Source organism: Pseudomonas sp. LBUM1647 (assembly GCF_059716175.1).
Genome location: NZ_CP166809.1, coordinates 943,762 through 961,827, shown reverse-complemented (window position 1 = coordinate 961,827; position 18,066 = coordinate 943,762). Strand labels below are relative to the sequence as shown.

Annotated in this window: 13 protein-coding genes and 1 pseudogene; 2 read left to right on the top strand and 12 right to left on the bottom strand. The window is 48.4% G+C overall.

The window, feature by feature from the left end:
• Positions 1-8: 8 nt before the first annotated feature.
• From ACA059_RS04190 to ACA059_RS04160, 7 genes and pseudogenes are all read right to left on the bottom strand, one after another.
• Positions 9-3,245 carry a type I restriction endonuclease subunit R gene (locus ACA059_RS04190; RefSeq protein ID WP_497632843.1) on the bottom strand — a complete coding sequence of 1,079 codons (3,237 nt, stop codon included), beginning with the start codon at positions 3,243-3,245 and terminating at the stop codon, positions 9-11.
• The gene (locus ACA059_RS04185) at positions 3,242-4,495 is read right to left on the bottom strand and encodes a restriction endonuclease subunit S (RefSeq protein ID WP_497632842.1); all 1,254 of its coding nucleotides are present in this window, start codon (positions 4,493-4,495) and stop codon (positions 3,242-3,244) included. The genes ACA059_RS04190 and ACA059_RS04185 overlap by 4 nt, the downstream gene beginning before the upstream one ends.
• Positions 4,492-6,645, bottom strand: coding sequence for a class I SAM-dependent DNA methyltransferase (locus ACA059_RS04180; RefSeq protein ID WP_497632841.1), 2,154 nt, complete (start codon positions 6,643-6,645; stop codon positions 4,492-4,494). Before ACA059_RS04180 ends, ACA059_RS04185 begins: the two co-directional genes overlap by 4 nt.
• 576 nt (positions 6,646-7,221) lie before the next feature.
• Entirely contained in the window at positions 7,222-8,328 is a 1,107-nt protein-coding gene (locus tag ACA059_RS04175) for a Fic family protein (protein WP_497632840.1), read from the bottom strand.
• Between the two features lie 188 nt (positions 8,329-8,516).
• A pseudogene (locus ACA059_RS04170) lies at positions 8,517-8,928 on the bottom strand (IS30 family transposase); the annotation flags it as partial.
• 34 nt (positions 8,929-8,962) lie between these two features.
• Positions 8,963-10,501 carry a hypothetical protein gene (locus ACA059_RS04165; protein ID WP_497632839.1) on the bottom strand — a complete coding sequence of 513 codons (1,539 nt, stop codon included), beginning with the start codon at positions 10,499-10,501 and terminating at the stop codon, positions 8,963-8,965.
• Positions 10,498-11,223, bottom strand: coding sequence for a trypsin-like serine peptidase (locus ACA059_RS04160; RefSeq protein ID WP_497632838.1), 726 nt, complete (start codon positions 11,221-11,223; stop codon positions 10,498-10,500). The genes ACA059_RS04165 and ACA059_RS04160 overlap by 4 nt, the downstream gene beginning before the upstream one ends.
• Positions 11,224-11,652: 429 nt before the next feature.
• Between ACA059_RS04160 and ACA059_RS04155 the strand changes: the two genes are divergently transcribed.
• The gene (locus tag ACA059_RS04155) at positions 11,653-13,908 is read left to right on the top strand and encodes a S8 family serine peptidase (protein ID WP_497632837.1); all 2,256 of its coding nucleotides are present in this window, start codon (positions 11,653-11,655) and stop codon (positions 13,906-13,908) included.
• Positions 13,909-14,223: 315 nt separating this feature from the next.
• Here ACA059_RS04155 and ACA059_RS04150 read toward each other — a convergent pair whose 3' ends face one another.
• From ACA059_RS04150 to ACA059_RS04140, 3 genes are read right to left on the bottom strand one after another with little or no spacing between them, the layout of a single operon-like run.
• Positions 14,224-15,486 (bottom strand): tyrosine-type recombinase/integrase, encoded by a 1,263-nt coding sequence (locus ACA059_RS04150; RefSeq protein ID WP_497632836.1) that lies wholly within the window; start codon positions 15,484-15,486, stop codon positions 14,224-14,226.
• Positions 15,487-15,503: 17 nt separating this feature from the next.
• Positions 15,504-15,776, bottom strand: a complete 273-nt coding sequence (locus tag ACA059_RS04145) for a hypothetical protein (RefSeq protein WP_497632835.1) — start codon at positions 15,774-15,776, stop codon at positions 15,504-15,506.
• 52 nt (positions 15,777-15,828) lie between these two features.
• Positions 15,829-16,035, bottom strand: coding sequence for a hypothetical protein (locus ACA059_RS04140; protein ID WP_497632834.1), 207 nt, complete (start codon positions 16,033-16,035; stop codon positions 15,829-15,831).
• Positions 16,036-16,647: 612 nt separating this feature from the next.
• Here ACA059_RS04140 and ACA059_RS04135 point away from each other — a divergent pair.
• Positions 16,648-17,214 (top strand): hypothetical protein, encoded by a 567-nt coding sequence (locus ACA059_RS04135; protein WP_497632833.1) that lies wholly within the window; start codon positions 16,648-16,650, stop codon positions 17,212-17,214.
• Between the two features lie 67 nt (positions 17,215-17,281).
• Here the strand turns inward: ACA059_RS04135 and ACA059_RS04130 are convergent, their stop codons facing one another.
• Together ACA059_RS04130 and ACA059_RS04125 are read right to left on the bottom strand one after the other, a co-directional pair.
• Positions 17,282-17,611 carry an XRE family transcriptional regulator gene (locus tag ACA059_RS04130; protein WP_497632832.1) on the bottom strand — a complete coding sequence of 110 codons (330 nt, stop codon included), beginning with the start codon at positions 17,609-17,611 and terminating at the stop codon, positions 17,282-17,284.
• Positions 17,604-17,969: a type II toxin-antitoxin system RelE/ParE family toxin gene (locus ACA059_RS04125; RefSeq protein ID WP_497632831.1), complete on the bottom strand. Its 366-nt coding sequence runs from the start codon at positions 17,967-17,969 to the stop codon at positions 17,604-17,606. The genes ACA059_RS04130 and ACA059_RS04125 overlap by 8 nt, the downstream gene beginning before the upstream one ends.
• Between the last annotated feature and the right edge of the window lie 97 nt (positions 17,970-18,066).

Sequence of the window (18,066 nt, the reverse complement as noted above, 5' to 3'; positions counted from 1 at the left end):
GAAAATCATCAGTGCCCGTATATCGGCGACGGCACGGTCGGGTAAGCCCTATAGACGTGCCGGAAAACATTCTCAGCCAGGACTTTGATTTCACCCTCACTGTAGTCTTTATCCGGAAGCCCGGTGCTGTCGTCCCAGAGGAAGTCATAGATTTTCTGCTTCACAGCGTCGCGCGTGCTTTCCTTCTCGCGCCAGTTCTCGACCCTGAGCCGCTCGGCTTTCAGGGTTTCCAGCAGCTCGGCAGAGACCTTCTTGATCTTTGCTGTATCGCCCTTGGAGAGCTGTGGCTTTGAGAGGAGGTCGAACAAGGCGAGAGTTTCTTCATCAAGCCCCTCCTCCATGGCGCGACGTTCTTCCGCACTCAGATCATCGACCAGCTTCAGAAGCGCCTCGAAGGTCTTTTGAATAGTGAGCCGATCTTTCTCAAGATTGTATTCATCGACAAGTTTGTCGTAGTGGGCCTGGAAGTCAGTACGCAGGGGGTTCTTCATCAGCAGGATGTTCAGACGTTTTTCGATGACATCCTTCAATCCCTGCACGGCGGTGTGCTTGGCCGGAGATTTTGCAAACTCCAGGCGCAGCCGTTCGAAGTCGATCTTGCTAATGTCATAGACCCCTGCGCCCTCACTTGTAGCGGTACGGGTGTGGATCGCCTCATCGACGATCCCGTGAAGTTGACGAATGATGTCGCTGATGTCAGCGGCTTCCCGGTCGGCCTGCAAACTCTTGTAGATGATATTGATCGCATCCCTGGCATCGCGCTGCCCATTCACGCCGGGCACATTGATGCAGGCTTTGAATTTCTTGAAGACCTCGCGGGCCATAATCTCGAAGCGTTTGCGAGTCTGGTCGTTTTCGTTGACCGCTTCTTTGGCCTCAACGATAGCGGCGTTTCTCGCAAAGCCTGTCTTCTCGTTGATGTCTTCAAGGCGGAAGCCCTGGACATGTAAGAAGTCGCGTACAAAGCCAATAGCTTCGATGAGCTCTGCGAGAAGGTCTTCCTTAGGCAAGGTAGGATCGAGTTCACCCTCATCATCCCCATGCCCCTCATCCCCGCGACCGGCAAATGTAGAAAGAGCTTCGCGCAAGTTTTTGAGGATGCCGCAGTAATCGACGATCAGACCGTTATTTTTGCCTTCTGCAACACGGTTTGCACGGGCAATTGCCTGCATAAGCGTGTGAGCCTGCAAAGGCTTGTCGAGATAAAGGGTGGACAGGGTTGGTACGTCAAAACCGGTTAGCCACATGGCGCAGACGATAGCCACGCGAAACGGGTGCTCAGGCTTTTTGAATGCACTCTCAAGGTCGATACGCTTTCCATCGCCAAGCAGAAAGCCTTCTTTCATCAGGCGACGATGCGGAGTGATGTCCAAATCCCATTTACGGAACTTGTCCACTTCGCCTTGTTCTTCGCTCACCACAACGGCGATCTGCGTTTCCCGCATCCAGTCGATCTGGCGACGACGCCAGATATCATCTTGCTCGTCCAGAGCGCTCGGCAGGTCTTTTTCCAGCTGGGCGATGTGCTCCTGCCAATAGGCATCGATCAGCTTGTGCATGCGCACACAGGTGATCTTGTCGATACAAACAAGCATCGACTTGCCGGTTTCCCAGCCATTGGCGTAATGCCGGACAAAATCCTGTGCAACCTGTTCCAGGCGACTGGTGCTGGTAATGATGTGGTAGTCGCGTTTCAGCTCGCGCTCAAGGCGCTGCTGAACGTCGATATCCTCAATCTCCAGCTCTTCAAGCTTCGCAGCGATCTTCTCATTCAGGCCCTTCGGATCGGCCACACTATGCTCGTCGCCATCCTCATCAATGAAGCGCAATTGTTCGCCGCGCGCGTCGTAATAGAGCGGCACGGTGGCGTTGTCTTCTACGGCGCGTTGGAAGTCATAGGTAGAGATGTATTCACCGAAGACCTTCTTGGTGATTTCGTCATCCTTGAACAGTGGCGTCCCAGTGAAGCCGATGAAGCTGGCACCGGGCATGGCGTTACGCATGTTCAGCGAGAGCGTGCCGTACTGGGTACGGTGCGCCTCGTCAGTGATGACAATGATGTCATCACGTTCCGAGTAAGGTTTTTCGGGATCGACTTTTTTGTTGAATTTCTGGATCAGCGAGAATACGAAAGCTTTGTGCAGCCCCAGCAACTCCTGCAAATGCTCACCGCTGGTGGCACGGCAAGGATCACGGTCGTTATCCACAACTCCGCACCCGCCGAATGTCTTGTAGATCTGAGTATCCAGGTCTTCGCGGTCGGTCAGGACGACAAAGGTATAGTTACCGCCGAGCTTGCGGTGGACCTTCCGGGCAAAGAACACAATTGAATAGGACTTGCCGGAGCCTTGGGTGTGCCAGAAAACTCCGAGTTTGCCAGCACGGGCTTTACGATCCTTCACGGCATCAATGGCGCGATTAACACCCAGGAACTGGTGATTCCGGGCGACGATCTTCACGAGTTTTCCAGTGCTCTCATCGAAGAGAATGTAGTTCTCGAACATGTCCATCAAGTTAGCTTTGGAGCATGTGCCTTTCAGCAGCGTCTCCATATCCACCACACCGGGGCTGTCTTCATGCAGGCGCTTCCAGTCGTTGAAGTGCTCATACTTGCTGGAGACTGAGCCGATCTTGGCGTCCACGCCATTGCCCAAGATGATGAAGGCGTTGTGGTGGAAGAGATGCGGGATGGTGTCCTTGTAGTCAGCAAAGTTCTTCTCGTAAGCCGACTTGATGTCCTTATGGACATTCTTGAGCTCCATGAACACGAGGGGGACACCGTTCACGAAGCAGACAATATCGGCGCGTCGGCGGTACAAGTCGCCCTTAACCCAAAGCTCCCGCACGACAAGAAAGTGGTTTGCTGACGGGTTATCGAAGTCGAAAAGCCGAAGGCGCTTTTTGACGCGCTCGCCTTTTTCGTTCCGGAAGGCTACCTCAACGCCGTTCTTATGTAGATTGTCTTTCTCGCGATTGGTCGCCAATAGCACAGAGCTGCTGCTGTATTCATTCACAATGCGCAAGGCGTCTTCATAGGCCTCCATTGGAAGACCAGGATTGAGATCGATGATCTTCTGGCCGAGGTAACGGTTCAGAACGATTTCGGTTTCACTTGTGCGACCGAGGGTACCTTCCTTGCCTAAAACTTCCTGCATAGCGTAGATCGACTCATCCCACTGCAAGTCATGCAGCAGGTAGTTAGCAGTCGTCTGCTGCGCCAGGTAATCCTCGGTCATCGAATTCATACAGTGATGTCTCCATTCATCAGACGTGGCAGAAGTAAATTTCTTGCTTGCTCTAGAGCGATGCATTGATTCAGTAAAACATCTACCTCACGTTGGCATGCACCAGAAAACTCATCGAACTGGTTTATTATCTCACAGTCCAAAGAGTCCGGAACTAACGCCATATAAGACTTTATCCTGATTGGCGATGAATGTTTTACTGACGTTCCAGTTGCCGCCCCCACAACGAACGAACGATATCGGTAATCCTGAAACAAATTATAGAAGAAATACCTTGGGAAGTAACCATCACCTCTTTTCACAATCTTTCCAAGCCGCTGATTGTGTAAAAACTTTAGACGATTATTTTGTGGGACAATCAATGGCAACCCCAGCGTATCAGACTCTTTACTAAGATCTGTCATAGATAACAGAATATCACCCGACTCCAAGGTGTAGCTTTCCTCTAGCGGCGCATCTTCTAGATAGTATTTCAATTTTCCAAATTTAATACCGCCGCCGATTTTGAAATTGCCTGGTGTTAACAAAATCCTATCAGTTTCATCATCACTAAAATACTCACCCTTAAATGCGTGGCCGTGCATCACATCAAAAAAATCACCTAATGCGCGATGGCTCCAGCCATCAGGAATGCCGTTGTTTTTTTTAACGTGCTCACTACCCGGAAACTTATAAAGCACAAACCACTCACGATACAACTGACGAGCAGACTCCTCCAGAAGCTTAATTCTTCTCCGGCTATTTTCGATCAACTCATCATACGCAGAAATAAAGTCAGCTATTTTCGCTTGCTCTTTGACCTCTTGTGGGACGCGAAATTTTATAGACAGCAACTTCCCCTGACTTAGGTTGTCTTGGGCTGCCCCTTGAGTAAATTGTTTATATTCAAGCTTTAATCTTGCCTCAAACAAGTATTTTATGTACCTAACGTCGGCTTTGCCTGCATCTGGGATAAATCCAATTACGCTATCTGGAAAGCACGCTTCGATACCAAGAATTGCTGTTTCAGCAATATTTGCGGCAATCGTTATACACAATGTTCCTGTAGGCCATAATTTACTTTGCGCTAAACCCGCATCGCTGTATGTCTGACTATATTCAGTCAGATATAGTCCTGCGTGCTTTACATCTCCAGTTTGTATAAAAGGATACGCGCCGCCATACAAATGCGCTGCGTCCCTTGGCCTATGACGTGATTTGCCTCGGGAAACATAACCTAATTGATCTAGCGAACGTTCGACCCAGCTCATACACCTAGCTCCTCGAAGTTCTTTGAAATTATATCCGAAAGCCTACAGGCCTCTTCATTTAGCCCTTTAAGCTCAATATGAATATCTCGAAGTGCTTCCTCAAAATCGAAATCTTCATCAATTTCTTCCGGCGCTACCCCTACATATCGTCCAGGACTTAAAGACCATTCTGCTTTCTCAATATCAGCTCTTGGGACCAGCCTTACCAATCCTTTGACATCACACAGCCTTCCTTCGGGGAAGCGTGAAAGAAGCCAGTGCGCCTGTTTGTACAAATAACGAACTTTCTTAAGTTGCTCTACAGCGATTTTCCTAGATCCATCTGCGGATTTCTTCAGGCTTTCGCGACGAGTGCCGTGTATGCTTGACTGATCCCAAAGATGACTATCTCTTGCCCCATATTCACTTTCACAAAGCTCAATAAGCCGCATGCTGAGCTTATAAGCATGGTCTAGGAGTTTAACCAAATCACGGCTATTCTCCGCAAGATCCTTGAGGCAGATATCGCTCTCAGTGAAATCGAGTAAGTCGTTTGCCGTGTCATACGGATGACGCCCCCACCACTCCTGCAAATCATTTTTTAAAACTTTAAAACTAGACCAGTCAGCATTAACTTGTTCAATAGCCGTCAATAACTCACTATGCAGAGTAACGTGAGGTTGGTCAGACTCAGCTTTTTTCTCTAACAGTTCCAGGAATGGACTCATAGCTGCATAAAGTTTTTTAAGTGCAGCGATAAAAGCTGGCATAGGCTCTGCCATCAGAGCTTCCGACCTTTCACAGGCATGCGCTTCAAATAGCGCGTTATCAATATAACTCTGCACGAGCTCAATGAAGCGATCAGTTTGCCCGCGATAGAGCCAGACAATTGAGGTCAGGTTTTTAAGTTGCTCAGGGCTAAAATCGTAAATCTTCCGCGTAACTTTACGATATACGTTACGCGCATCAATCATCAGCACCTTGTCCTGATGCTCTTTGGGTTTATCCTTGTTAAGGAACCATAGTTGACAGGGGACGGTGCGCGTGTAGAAGAAATTGCCACGGATGTCGATCATCGCATCGACATGGCCTGACTTTACAAGTTGCTCGCGCACTTTTGCGTCCTCACGGCTCGCACTCGAAGCCTGTGAGGACATAACAAAACCAGCACGCCCTTTTTCATTCAGGTAGCTGTAGAAATATTGAATCCAAAGATAGTTTGCGTTGGGAACTTTCTTGGTTTTGTTAATACCAGGGATGCCAAATGGCAGGCGCGGATCATTCTTGATTTTCTCAGCATCCACCTCGTCCACGTTGAAGGGCGGGTTCGCCATAACATAATCGACATTACCCCAAAGCTTTTCATGGGGATCGCTATAGTAGGTGATGGCCTGCTCGCCGCCGACGACATTGCCTTCAAGACCATGAACCGCGAGGTTCATTTTGCACAGACGAGTCGTGACACGGTTCTTCTCATGGCCGAAGAAGGTGAGTTTGTTCGGATCGTCTCTATGGACCTCCAAGAAATGAGCGCTTTGCACAAACATGCCGCCGGAGCCGCACGCTGGGTCAAATATGATGCCGTGGTCCGGCTCCAGCACGTTGGTGATGAGCTGCACCAAAGACACAGGGGTGAAGAATTCACCGCCGTCATGCGCCCCTTGGTCGGCAAACTCTGTCAGGAAGTATTCGTAGATACGACCAAAGATGTCCCCGGTAGCCTTCTTCAACTCGTCTGGGTTCAAGGTTCGCAAGAGCTGGCCGAGGACGTCGTTCGGGATGCTGCGATACTCGTTCTTAGGCAGCTGGCCCGCCAGGTTGGCATAATCCTTCTCAATGGACTCCATCGCCTTGATGATCGCTTCGGCACGGTCATCAGCGTCTGTCAGCGCTACCAGAGCGTCAAATTCAGCCTTGGGATTGAGGTAGATTGCACCTTTCTGCGAGAAGTCTTCCTTGGTGAGCTCACGGGTCTTGCCACCCCGGCTCGGGAGGTTCTCAATGATCTGGTCCTTCACGGACAGGAAGCGGCTGTAGGCGTGACGCAGGAAAATCAGACCCATCACGGGCAGGAAGTATTCGTTGCTGGCCAGTTCAGAGTTGCTACGGAGGGTGTCTGCCGCCTTCCAAAGCCGTCTTTCAATTGCCTCGATGTTCTCTAACTGAGCCAAAACTCTATCCTTTTAAATAACAGGGTGTGAGGACAGCTCACAGCGCTCCCGGCCTTCGAAACCGCCTGGAGCGCCAATCCTCAAGTAGGCAACAATTCTAGTTTTTTAGCCCATGTTTTGATAGCCAGCAATATTGACAGCAATCAAAGAGTTAGGGCCACTTCCCCTTTCAGGGGCGCATGGGCTACGAGAATGGCTTGGAAAGACTCTAAGGGCAGCTCCTAGGTGCAACAGAGATGCAGCTATCTAAATTCCAGCTCGTCTGGCGGTCAGTATTTGCCACAGATTCGCCACAAGCCCAAAACTCTCACGGCGGACAATGGCGGATTTCTGCGGGTTCTGGCGGGTAGGATTTTGTGGCAAAAACCATCAAAACAATCCAATTTGATATCAAGAAACGAACCTAACCCATTGATCTAATTATGGAGCGGGCGACGAGTCTCGAACTCGCGACCTACAGCTTGGGAAGCTATAAAAATACCTATGATTACAGATACTTAAGTGGCGCTCGCCACACACTTGCCACACGATTCTGAAGAAACATCCAAAGCCAGCAGTGACGATCAATAAAACTGGTCAAATGACTTCAATTTCGTAATGCGTGTTACGACCTTCGCCAGCTTGCCTAAAAATACCGAGCTCAACGAGATTATGGAGGTCTCGCGCCGTTGTCGCTTTTGAAGCCCCCGTCATTTTCATGTATGTCTTCGTGCGCATATGAGTACTTTCGTCTTGGCTGTTTTCCAGCATAAAGCTGATGATATTCATCTGCCTGTCATTCAGTTTCCCGCGATAACGGTCGAAGATTTTGGTTTTGAACAATGCAGCATTTATCGTTTGCTCAGTATCGTTTTGAGCATCGAGAATTGTGCGCGTGAAATAAGCGATCCATTCTGTAAGGTTGTTGGAGGTTTGAGCGTCGCTCAAGGCACCATAATAGGCTTTTCGATTGGACTCGATGGCCTTTGAGAGACTCATGACGACAGGACGGCCTAACCCCTGGGAAAGGGCCTTTTCAGACAAGGCACGCCCGATGCGGCCATTGCCGTCCTCAAATGGGTGGATGCTCTCAAAATAGAGATGCGCAATGGCTGAGCGGACTGCCGGGCTTTTGAGACTATTTTTACCGCCAGGGGCTGTGTCGTTGAACCAGTGGATAAAGCCTGCCATTTCTTTCGGAACGTCAGAAGAGGATGGCGCCTCAAAATGGATGCGCTGTTTACCAAGAGGCCCGGAAACAATTTGCATGGGGTCCTCATGATTTCGCCATTGACCGACGATGAGACGTCTGACGAAGGGGGCCATAAGCCTGCTATGCCAGTCGAACAGCATCGTCTCAGTAAGCGGGGCTGCAAAGCTTTGCCGAACTGCGACCATCAGCTCACCGACACCCTGCGCCTTTTTGTCCCTTACCTCTTCATGAGCAGGATTGAGGCCGAGATTATTCCGGATCGAGGACATAACATCGGAGCGCTGTATGAACTCTCCCTCAATCTCGGACGTTTTAACGGCCTCCGAAACCATGAGAGAGAGAATTGTTTCCTGCTGGGCACTGTCGGGTAACCCTTGCAGGAGTCCGGCGATATGACCAGTTTTCTCTGCAAAGGCAAACAGAAGATCTTCCACGACCGAAAGATCGTAACGAAAGTTGGGCCAATCAGATTGTTGCCAGTTATACGTCATGAGACGAATATATCCCTTAATCGTCTCATTTCCAGCTAAATAATGAGACGATTAGCCTAATTACTCGCCTCATTAATATGGTTAATTACATCTCGATGAATGAAAGGCACTGGGTACCTGATTTGTTGCCATGACGACTTGGGAAGCTGTATAAATATGGGCGGTTGCAGGAGCCGAGTGCAACACGGTTATTGAATTGACGTAGGGGCAGCATGATACATCCCCATTACCTCTGTCATCATTTCAATTGGACATTTAAAAACCGAAGCACTTGCGAGGACGAATGTTCATCTGGTACGAAATGGCATCCAGCGCCTCCTGGCTGTGCACCGACAAGTCCGAGCCCTTGGGCAGGTACTGGCGAATCAAGCCATTGATGTTCTCGTTACTCCCCCGCTGCCAGGGGCTATGCGGATCGCAGAAATAAATCGGCACCCCCGTTTTTTGCGTAATTTCAGCATGCTTGGCCATCTCCCGGCCTTGGTCATACGTCATGCTTTTGCGCACCGCCAACGGCATGCTGTTCAGCGCAGCACTAAATCCCTCGACCGCAGAAGTGGCGGTGGCATCGCGCATTTTCACCAGGATCAGATAACCGGAGGGTGAGGTGTTGCACTCAGTTTTCGCGGCCGCCCTACCACTTCTGATCGGAATCAAGCCGCTTACAAACCGCCACATTACTTGGATTACTACTAGAATCAGTATTTTCCAAAAGACTCCCAAATATCATCTGCCCAGGCGGAGAGGTCAAACGCATTAAAGCAATCGACGACTTGTTTGCCGCACTAACCTTCGCAACTCTATCAGTTCGCTCAGAAACAGAGTCCCCTGAACTGGTCATAACATTACAATACTCTCTAATCTTCTGTACTGCTTGATTCTCCGCCTCAAGCCTCGAATCAAGAGCAAGCATGCTTGCACCAAATTCAGTCGCATCAGCCACTTTCTTTTGATCATTGTTCTGCAGCTTGGATGTAAGTGAGTTTTTTAATGCGTCTTTGGTTCCATCAAACACCTCTGCAAAAAAAGCTCGACCGACTTTATCCGGCCTTGCTTCTACAACTGTAGTGGTGACCGTCATCGGCACTGAACTCGTACTAATAGACTGCAAATAAAAATCTAAATTCTCAACCTCCTTTTGGTTATCCCCCTTAAATGAATCGTTAGCAACCGTATATTTCCCTTGAGATTTTCCTGCGGAATTGACTGCATCCGATGAGGTACTAGCTCCACCACCATCACCACTCACCCCATTGAAAACACCAAACCAGTCCGACTCATTTGAGAATCGAAGCCGTTGATCAATAACAGGTGAATAGACAACTGCCTTACCAATTCTTAAATTACGAAGTTGAACTAGAGATCCAGCTTTAGCTCCAGAATCAGTACCAGTCACAGATTCTTTCGCGGGTTCGAATTTTGTTGATATAGCAAAGGAACGAACACCGCTCTTGTCGTCATCAAGGGACCGATCAACTCGAGCAAACACAGGCGCGATAGCCAGAAATTTTTTATTGGAAGCAATCACCATTTGAAGCTCAAAAATATGATCAATCGAATTAATCCATGTAGAATTTTTCGCGATCCTAAATTCGCTATACCGCCTTGATTTTTCTAGGAGATCAGCTTCTTTTTGCCACAGTTCACTCATTGATTTCCATTCAAACTCCTCAGCCTCATCCTTAAATTTTTCCGGACGCTGCAACTTCCTTGATTTCTTTGCAGCCACATATTTTGGCGAAGCCCGAATTGACATCTCTGCAGGAGTCAGCGGCTCAAGTATAAAGTCAAGCAGCTGCTTTGAATCTTTAGTTTCCGGACCGTTAACAAATTCACCACGAACAATTAATATACAAGTTGGAATACGTCCTTTTTCAGGTTCAAAATTCAACGAAGAAATGCTAGCGGGCAAATTGCCTGCTTGAGTGCCATTCTTTAAAGCTGTATTAAATTTATCAAAAATTACATTCACTGCTTGAACTGCAAGAGCCGCAGGTATTACAGCAATTTCTTTCTTACCTTGCACTACTGGCGAATGCATACACAAATCAGGGCTTATATAAACTCTAGCCTCACTTTTATTTGAATAAGACAGTGGTCTAAACCCAGGAAATCCAGAACCGCACCCTGTCAACCAAAACAAAAAGACCAAACTCCACAATAAAATTTTCATACAGCCTGCTCTCTAGCCAGTCGTATCATATCCCTAACATCAGAAATAACTTCTGGATTAAGTAAAACCCCTTTATTTCCTACAAAGGGGTCACCAGCACCTTCCACATGAACACCCAACACTTCATAAACATTATTATTTTTTCTAAATACAGGTCCTCCACTATCCCCTGCCGATGTGTTTATCAAGTAGCCAATTGCTTGATTCTCTAGCTCTGTGACACTTCCAATCCCGCGACTACACCTTAAGCCTCCATCAACATAATTAAACCCATAACCTGCGACTTCGACTTCATCGTTAGTTTTTGGCCGACGCCGGGCAAACCTAAACCATTGCGACTCAAGGCCTTCAACTAAAAGAACGGACAAATCTAACGAATTATGCAATATTCGCGATCTAACTTTTTTCACAGGTACACGCAAATTCGATCGAGGATCATAGCCGATAGCGACATTGTAAAAATCAAATGAATTTTCAAAAACATGCTTAGCCGTCAGTAATATATCAGCATCGATCAGAAAACCCGTACCAATACCCACCACCAAACCATTCTGCACCAACTGAATAATAGCAACCATGTTACCCGGCATCGACTGCATTGAATCAAAATTGAACCGAGAAAAGCCCTCTCCGGGAACAACTATAGAAAAAGTTTTAAAAGACTCTCCACTCCCCCTAACAACAGGATGTCCGACATCTTCTCCCCGGCTTACCTTCTTCATTCTTAGCTCCTGACAGAACCCAACGCATAATCCTATTAAATCAGACCATTTGAACGGTGCTTCGAGGCAGAATAGATTTTTTTTGAATCAAGCCAATTGCCAATCATAATTAAAGAGTGATCTGGAATGCCTGCTTGAAACGAGCAATTATTAGTCGAGCGCATCGGGCCGACTGCGTTGGCAGGGATAACTGGCTTCTGCATCGGGTAGGTAACGGCCAGATGCGGGCATTTGCCTTTTCACTCCAAGCGCTCCTGTCGCAGTAGCGGAGGTGGATTTGTATTCGCCGTACTACTATGAAGTATGTGTTGGCTTTACCGGAAAGGACCGAAGTGTACGTCACGGACGTGCTGGTGCCCCCTGGAAAAATAGTGTTACTGAAAAACGAAAGCTTGCGCCGGCCTCTATTGCCTAACAAGGAGCATTGCGATGTCTGTCCTCAAAGTTTTTGCTGACAAATCCGATATCCCTTCAATTGAGGCACGAGCGCAGATCATTGATCGCTATGACGCGTTCGTGGTGGTTCACGCGAATAACCAGGACGCCACAGTATTAGCGCGTGAGTTTCCTGTAGAAGACATCACTCAGGAATATGACTTGCAAATGGGCAAGCACACGATCCACACGCTGATCCACGGGGGAGTTGACCCGAATGTATCCGAAGTGGATGAGAAGCCACACCACTACGTGGTGCAGTTCATCGCTCCAATCAAACGCACCTGGTTGAACCAACTGCGAAAAGTCGGAGTTAAAATTTGTGAACCCTATGGCGCTTTTGGATATGTCATCCGGACGGCGGGCAAACAACTCACGAAAATTGCCGAGCTCCCCTTCATACAGTGGGTGGGACATTTACAACACGATGCGCGGCTTGCTCCTGAACTCGTGGAGAAAAAAGATAGCGGTGAAACTCTCCCGAGGCGGCACGAGGTCCCTGACAATTTCTCGATAGAACTTTTTGATGGTGCCGACGTGCAGAGGATTTCGAAGGAGGTAAGTCGACTCGGATTTAAGATCCTTTCCAAGAACGCCCGTGCTCGTGTCTTGATCGTGGCTTCCACCCAGGCTTCGAAAACCATCCCGGAGCAACTGCGTCAGGTGTCTGCAGTGCACGGTGTGCGATACGTCCGGCAAAGGGTCATTCCGCGTACTTCCAATAACGTGGCCACCATCATCATGGGTAATGGCAATCCGAAAAGCATGTCTACAAAGCTCGGTCTGACTGGCGATGGGGAAATCATTGCCGTATGCGATACCGGTCTCGATACGGGGGATCCCGCGACCATCCATCCTGATTTCGCCGGGAGGATCGTCGCTATCAAGAGCTATCCAATTGCCTCGTCCTGGCTTAATTACGTCACCAATGGCGGCGCGGATGACGGAGCCGCTGATGTCGACTCAGGGCATGGCACGCATGTCAGTGGTTCGGTGCTCGGCAACGGTACCGCATCGAACGGCGGACCGGAACGAATCCATGGCCTCGCCTATAATGCCAAGCTTGTTTTTCAAGCCATAGAGCAGGAAATGAAATGGAAGCCATCAACCGCTCCGAGTCTGGCACGACGCCGATACATACTTGCTGGCCTGCCCGACAATCTCGGCACCTTATTCCAATTTGCTTACGATAATGGCGCCCGTATCCACTCCAATTCTTGGGGCGGTGGGGATGCTGGTGAATACGACGAGCAATGCAGGCAATTTGACGAGTATGTTTGGAAACACCGGGATTTCTGCTTCATCATCGCGGCAGGAAACGATGGAACAGACAAGGATGGTGACGGTAAGGTCAATTTAATGAGTGTGACGTCTCCTGGAACTGCCAAAAATTGCATTACCGTGGGAGCAAGTGAAAACAGGCGTCCGGAATTCAAGGCCAGTACCTATGGTGAATGGTGGCCAGACGACTACCCTGTGGCCCCACTTCACAGCGCCTCGATTGCTGACAAGCCCGACCAGGTGGCGGCATTTAGCAGCCGCGGTCCCACCAGCGACAACCGCACCAAGCCCGATGTCGTTGCCCCTGGCACCTTCATTCTCTCTACGCGTTCGACCCAAATCGCCCCGAATAACTTTGCGTGGTCCCCATATCCGATCAACCACAAATACTTCTATATGGGGGGAACAAGCATGGCTACACCGCTTACAGCTGGGGCGGTGGCATTGCTGCGAGAGTATCTACGCAGCCAACGGCAATTATCCAATCCGAGTGCAGCCCTCATCAAAGCATTACTGATCGCCGGGGCGGAGCGCCTGCCTGGAACGGCTCCCAAAGGCGTCTTGCTCGATCCCCATCAAGGTTTTGGGCGTGTAAATCTTGACCGGTCACTCTCCGACCCAATCCTTACGATTGATGGGCCGGCCCTCGTAACGGGGAAAAAGTGGAGTGTCACACAAACGATTGCAGAGACGGCACGGCCTATGCGGATAGTGCTCACTTACACTGACTATCCAGGAAAACAACTGGTGAACAACCTGAATCTCATCGTTCGCACTCCTTCCGGGAAGAGATTGATTGGCAACCAGGCTGCCGGTGCGAAGGCCGGAATCCTCAAACTCGACAGCACCAATAATGTCGAAATGGTCCAGATCGACAAGCCGATGGCTGGCGAGTGGACATTCGAAGTCGTCGCCTCGAATGTCTCGGCGGGTCCACAGGACTTTGCTCTGGTGGCCGTGCACGTGTAATTGGCACCTTGACCATTTCAATGCTGGAGAAAGTTGCCAGACATGAGGGCTGGCTACTTTACCCTTCCCAGGTGTTCCATAACTTAATACAGTGGAAAGCAACCCCAATTCGCCCTTGGTTTCATAGGCAACTTTTGGGATCTTCCTCCTAACCGATACCTCCCGCCAGTGCATGTCTTCTTCGGTTTGCTGCCGGTCACGACAGGATGAATTAATCCAGACAGTCTAGCCGCACAACGGGTAGGAAACGGCCAAAAGCTGCTCGTAGAGAGGTAGCTGCTGACTCCCCACCTCAACCTACCAAAAACGATCAAATCATAAGGTTTCCGAAGTTTTTTTAGCGTGACAAAAATCGCCAGCTCGGGTCAAAACGTCACGGGGGATAGATTGCTCTACATCAGGGGCCCCCAGACTTTTTATCCGCGAAATCATTCCGCTGGCCTTATCTTTCTCATCAGCTCCACGCTCAATCAGATGACCGTACACATCGTAGGTGGTGCTAATGTCGGTGTGCCCCATAAGCGCCTTGATCTTCGCAATATCTGTTTTTTCTGCGATCAGCATGGAGGCAAAAAAATGGCGCAAGGAATACGGTGTGTATTTCGGTAAAATAATGTCTTTCCCATCTACTTTTTTAGCAACGATTAACCCTGCTTTTTCTGAGGCCGCGTAAAATCCGCGCTTTCGCCAATTGTCGAGCGATTGCCATCCCCCGGTTGACGTTGGAAATACAAGGTCATGGATATTTTCTACGGCCTTGTGGTCACGATAATAGGTAATCATCGTTAAAGTCTCATAGCTAATCTCGATAAATCGGCGCGAAGCGGGTGTTTTAGGTACGGATAGTTCGCCGCTTCGATCAATGGCCCTCTCGACCTGTACTCCACCCTTCTTAACACTACGCCCGGCGAGTGCCAAATACTCTTGAGGGCGCATTCCAGAATCCACTGCCAGGTATAAGATGGGACGGTAACGCTCCCAAGCTTTTGCAATTTGTAAATTTTTAGAGTTTGCAAGATCATCCGCAGCCTTAAGCAGCGCTTGGATTTCTTTCAGCGTCGGAATAATGATTGGCTCAGAATAACGAGTATCCTTCCGAATACTAACCCCCGACGCTACGTTGCTATCCACATAGCCACGTGTAGACATTTCAGCGAGAACAGCATGAAAATAAGTAAGTGTCTTAGCGGCCAAATAACGCCCATGCTCACTGATAAGCCACGACCTGAAACTGACAACATCTGGCTTTGTGAGTGCTGATATATTCTTTGTCCAATGGTAGGACTTCATCTTCTCAGCAATATAGCTGTAATATTTATATGTAGCAGGAGAAACAGGATCTCTTCCTTCTCGCCCTTCGGTCGCACAGATTTTCAGCCACATATCAACCGCTTCTGGCACAGCTTTATCGTCTGCCGCGGATTTACTTCTCCAGTTTTGAGAATCCTGCGAATACGCTTTTGCTTCCTTTAGCGTTCTGAAGCTTGCGTAGGAGTATCCGACTTTTGATGAATCATCTGCGTAGCGGACCTGATATGTGGCCCCCTTTTTCCCTGTTCTTTTCCTGATATCTGACATGACTCTGCATATCGCAATTAACTTTTCCGGTCAAATACACTCCGAAGACTGGACGCATTAATGTGTGCATTATTTTGAGCATTCACCTGACAACTGGTATAAATCTCCACCAAAAGGTTCTTATCAATTTTTAATCGCCCGTCAATGGGGTCAACAAAAAATGGCAGCTTTCGTTTTCCGTGTGCATCCGGATCTGCCGCGCGCTTTATTTGCCGCTGGGTAAGCTCAACTCCACTTTCAGCGAGTACATTTCTTGCTTGTTCTATATTCACATAGCGAGGGAATTCCATGACAATATTAATCTCCTTTTGCAATTATCTAGACGCTATATTTTGCCTTTAATTATATTAAAATATCTTCGGCGCAACTCCGATATGGCCCATGACTGAATAATTTATGGACTACTTGCCCGTACTTATTCCGCAAGATAACATCATCTCCAAACTCATTAATCGGATTGACGTACAAAGTTGCGCCTTTAAAGCGCTCAACACCAAGCTCCTCCAACTCTAGGAGCTTTTCATAGAACGCCTGACGCAACTGAGTCATAGTCAACTCCCCTCTGATTATAATTTGCATTCTGAATATCTCTTTCTGCCATATACAAAAGTTTATGATCAATATTTTAATAATGTTACCAATACAGTTTATAAGTTATTAATTTTTACACTTTTTGGTTGTGATTCTTTCTCGATCACCCTGTATTGATCTGTAATAGTCCGCCGCGATCCGGATAGCCCCCAAGAGGAATGCGAGAGGCGGCTGGCGCAGCGCCCTCATGTAGCGTGATAGCCATGATCCCGAATGGGGAAATGAGATGAACGCCTATTATTCGACGAAAGATTTATGTGACCGTTTTCGCTGCTCAAGTCGCACGCTGTTTCGCCGCATGAGGCGGTTAGTGAATCCATTTCCGGCTCCCTGCATGAAGCACGCCGGAAGCTGCAATCTCTGGGATGCGGGCGATATTTTCGAGTGGGAGCAGCGCGAGCGGATACGCACGATTAAGTGCTTCGAGCGTGGAGTTGCCTCATGCAACGCTTGACACACTCAAAAGCGTCACAGGTGGAAAAAAATAAAACCGCTGCTATATTTATAATTTTAGAGACCGTCAACCGGACATTATGACTAGTGCACTATAACAGATGAGATAATTAGCATATGAATACCGAATGGTTAGACAGCTTAACTACTGCTGCTATTTTTACGCCATCCGTTATAATGAGCGACATATTCTTTGGTATTGGATTAGTAGTAACCTCTATTCTCTGTTGGAATTACAACTCCGAAAAAATAAATACGAGACAATCGAATTTTTTGCTAACATTTTTAGGACTATTAGTTGGATGGATCATTGCAACCTTGGCAATTCCTTTCAACCCAGTAGATCGACAACTATATAGCGGGATTGGCACAGCGCTAGGTGCCTTCTTTTCTGGCTATGTGATAAGTAAATTAGATGGAGTTTGGAGTCTGGTTATCTTTAAATCACCAGACAAAACCAGTCTAAACATTGAGTCCTTGCAGTTTTTAGCTTTTTTTTTGATAGGCATGGCTTTAAGTTCCTCGGTTATCGTAGTAAATCGGACCGAATGGCTCTCTATCGCTTTTCAGTGCAATCCTACGCTCTACGGAGCCGACCTCAAAAAAGATAGTTTTATCTTGGCTGATAAAGCTCTTTGTGACAAATTGCGCTTGCCTATGCCCAAAGAAACTCAAATGAAGTAAACAAACATTCCCAGGGCTGCCATATCACAAAACTTGAAAGAAAACTTAGATTTCAATTTTGGAAGTTCTATTTGCAATCCGCATGCAGGTCGCGAAAACCTTCCAGCTTCACAGGCCCGCGACCGGGCAACCGGGCGACCAACTCCAGTGTTCCACCCATAGCCTCAACATAACCGCGCAACGTGGAAATCAGCATGTCCGCTCGCTTTTCCACTTTAGAAACGTTGGCTTGTTTCATATCCAGAAGCTCAGCCATTGCCTCTTGTGTGAGGTTCAGCTCCTTGCGCAGCGCCTGCAAGGTCAATTGCTCCTGAATGAGCTCATGGCCGCGCTGCTCGATCTTTTGTTTGCGTGCAGCCGGGAGCGTTTTCATTACCTGATCAAGTGACTTAGCCATTGCCGTTCTCCTTCTTCAAAGAGGCCAGATGCCGGTCAAACCGCCTATCTGCACTCTTGATCAAAACTTTATAAAACCTTTTCTCGCTGTTGCCCGACTTGTCGCCACCAACCAGAACAACTGCTTTTCTTTCCGGGTCAAATGCGAAAGCCACACGCCAAACCCCGTCATCAGTCTTGAAGCGTAGCTCTTTCATATTGGCATGCTTCGAGCCATTGAGCGTGTCCACATGGGGTCGCCCCAACTCCGGACCAAACCGCTCAAGTACCTTGAGCTGCGCCAATAGCTCATCCTGAACCGCTTCCGCCATGGCCTCGAATTCAGGGTCAAACTCGTCGCAAAATTCGATAAGCCACATTCTTAAATATACCTTTAAATGACTATTCCGTCAAGGGAATAATCTGAGCACTCCTGCTGGATGCTAGCCCGATTCCAGGAGGTTTTGTATAGGATAG

Bases quoted from the DNA above. Each gene is read 5' to 3' on its own strand.
- ACA059_RS04160 (WP_497632838.1), bottom strand. From the start codon at position 11,223: ATGAAGAAGGTAAGCCGGGGAGAAGATGTCGGACATCCTGTTGTTAGG.
- ACA059_RS04145 (WP_497632835.1), bottom strand. From the start codon at position 15,776: ATGGAATTCCCTCGCTATGTGAATATAGAACAAGCAAGAAATGTACTC.
- ACA059_RS04125 (WP_497632831.1), bottom strand. From the start codon at position 17,969: ATGTGGCTTATCGAATTTTGCGACGAGTTTGACCCTGAATTCGAGGCC.
- ACA059_RS04155 (WP_497632837.1), top strand. From the start codon at position 11,653: ATGTCTGTCCTCAAAGTTTTTGCTGACAAATCCGATATCCCTTCAATT.
- ACA059_RS04190 (WP_497632843.1), bottom strand. From the start codon at position 3,245: ATGAATTCGATGACCGAGGATTACCTGGCGCAGCAGACGACTGCTAAC.
- ACA059_RS04175 (WP_497632840.1), bottom strand. From the start codon at position 8,328: ATGACGTATAACTGGCAACAATCTGATTGGCCCAACTTTCGTTACGAT.
- ACA059_RS04150 (WP_497632836.1), bottom strand. From the start codon at position 15,486: ATGTCAGATATCAGGAAAAGAACAGGGAAAAAGGGGGCCACATATCAG.
- ACA059_RS04135 (WP_497632833.1), top strand. From the start codon at position 16,648: ATGAATACCGAATGGTTAGACAGCTTAACTACTGCTGCTATTTTTACG.
- ACA059_RS04130 (WP_497632832.1), bottom strand. From the start codon at position 17,611: ATGGCTAAGTCACTTGATCAGGTAATGAAAACGCTCCCGGCTGCACGC.
- ACA059_RS04140 (WP_497632834.1), bottom strand. From the start codon at position 16,035: ATGACTCAGTTGCGTCAGGCGTTCTATGAAAAGCTCCTAGAGTTGGAG.
- ACA059_RS04165 (WP_497632839.1), bottom strand. From the start codon at position 10,501: ATGAAAATTTTATTGTGGAGTTTGGTCTTTTTGTTTTGGTTGACAGGG.
- ACA059_RS04185 (WP_497632842.1), bottom strand. From the start codon at position 4,495: ATGAGCTGGGTCGAACGTTCGCTAGATCAATTAGGTTATGTTTCCCGA.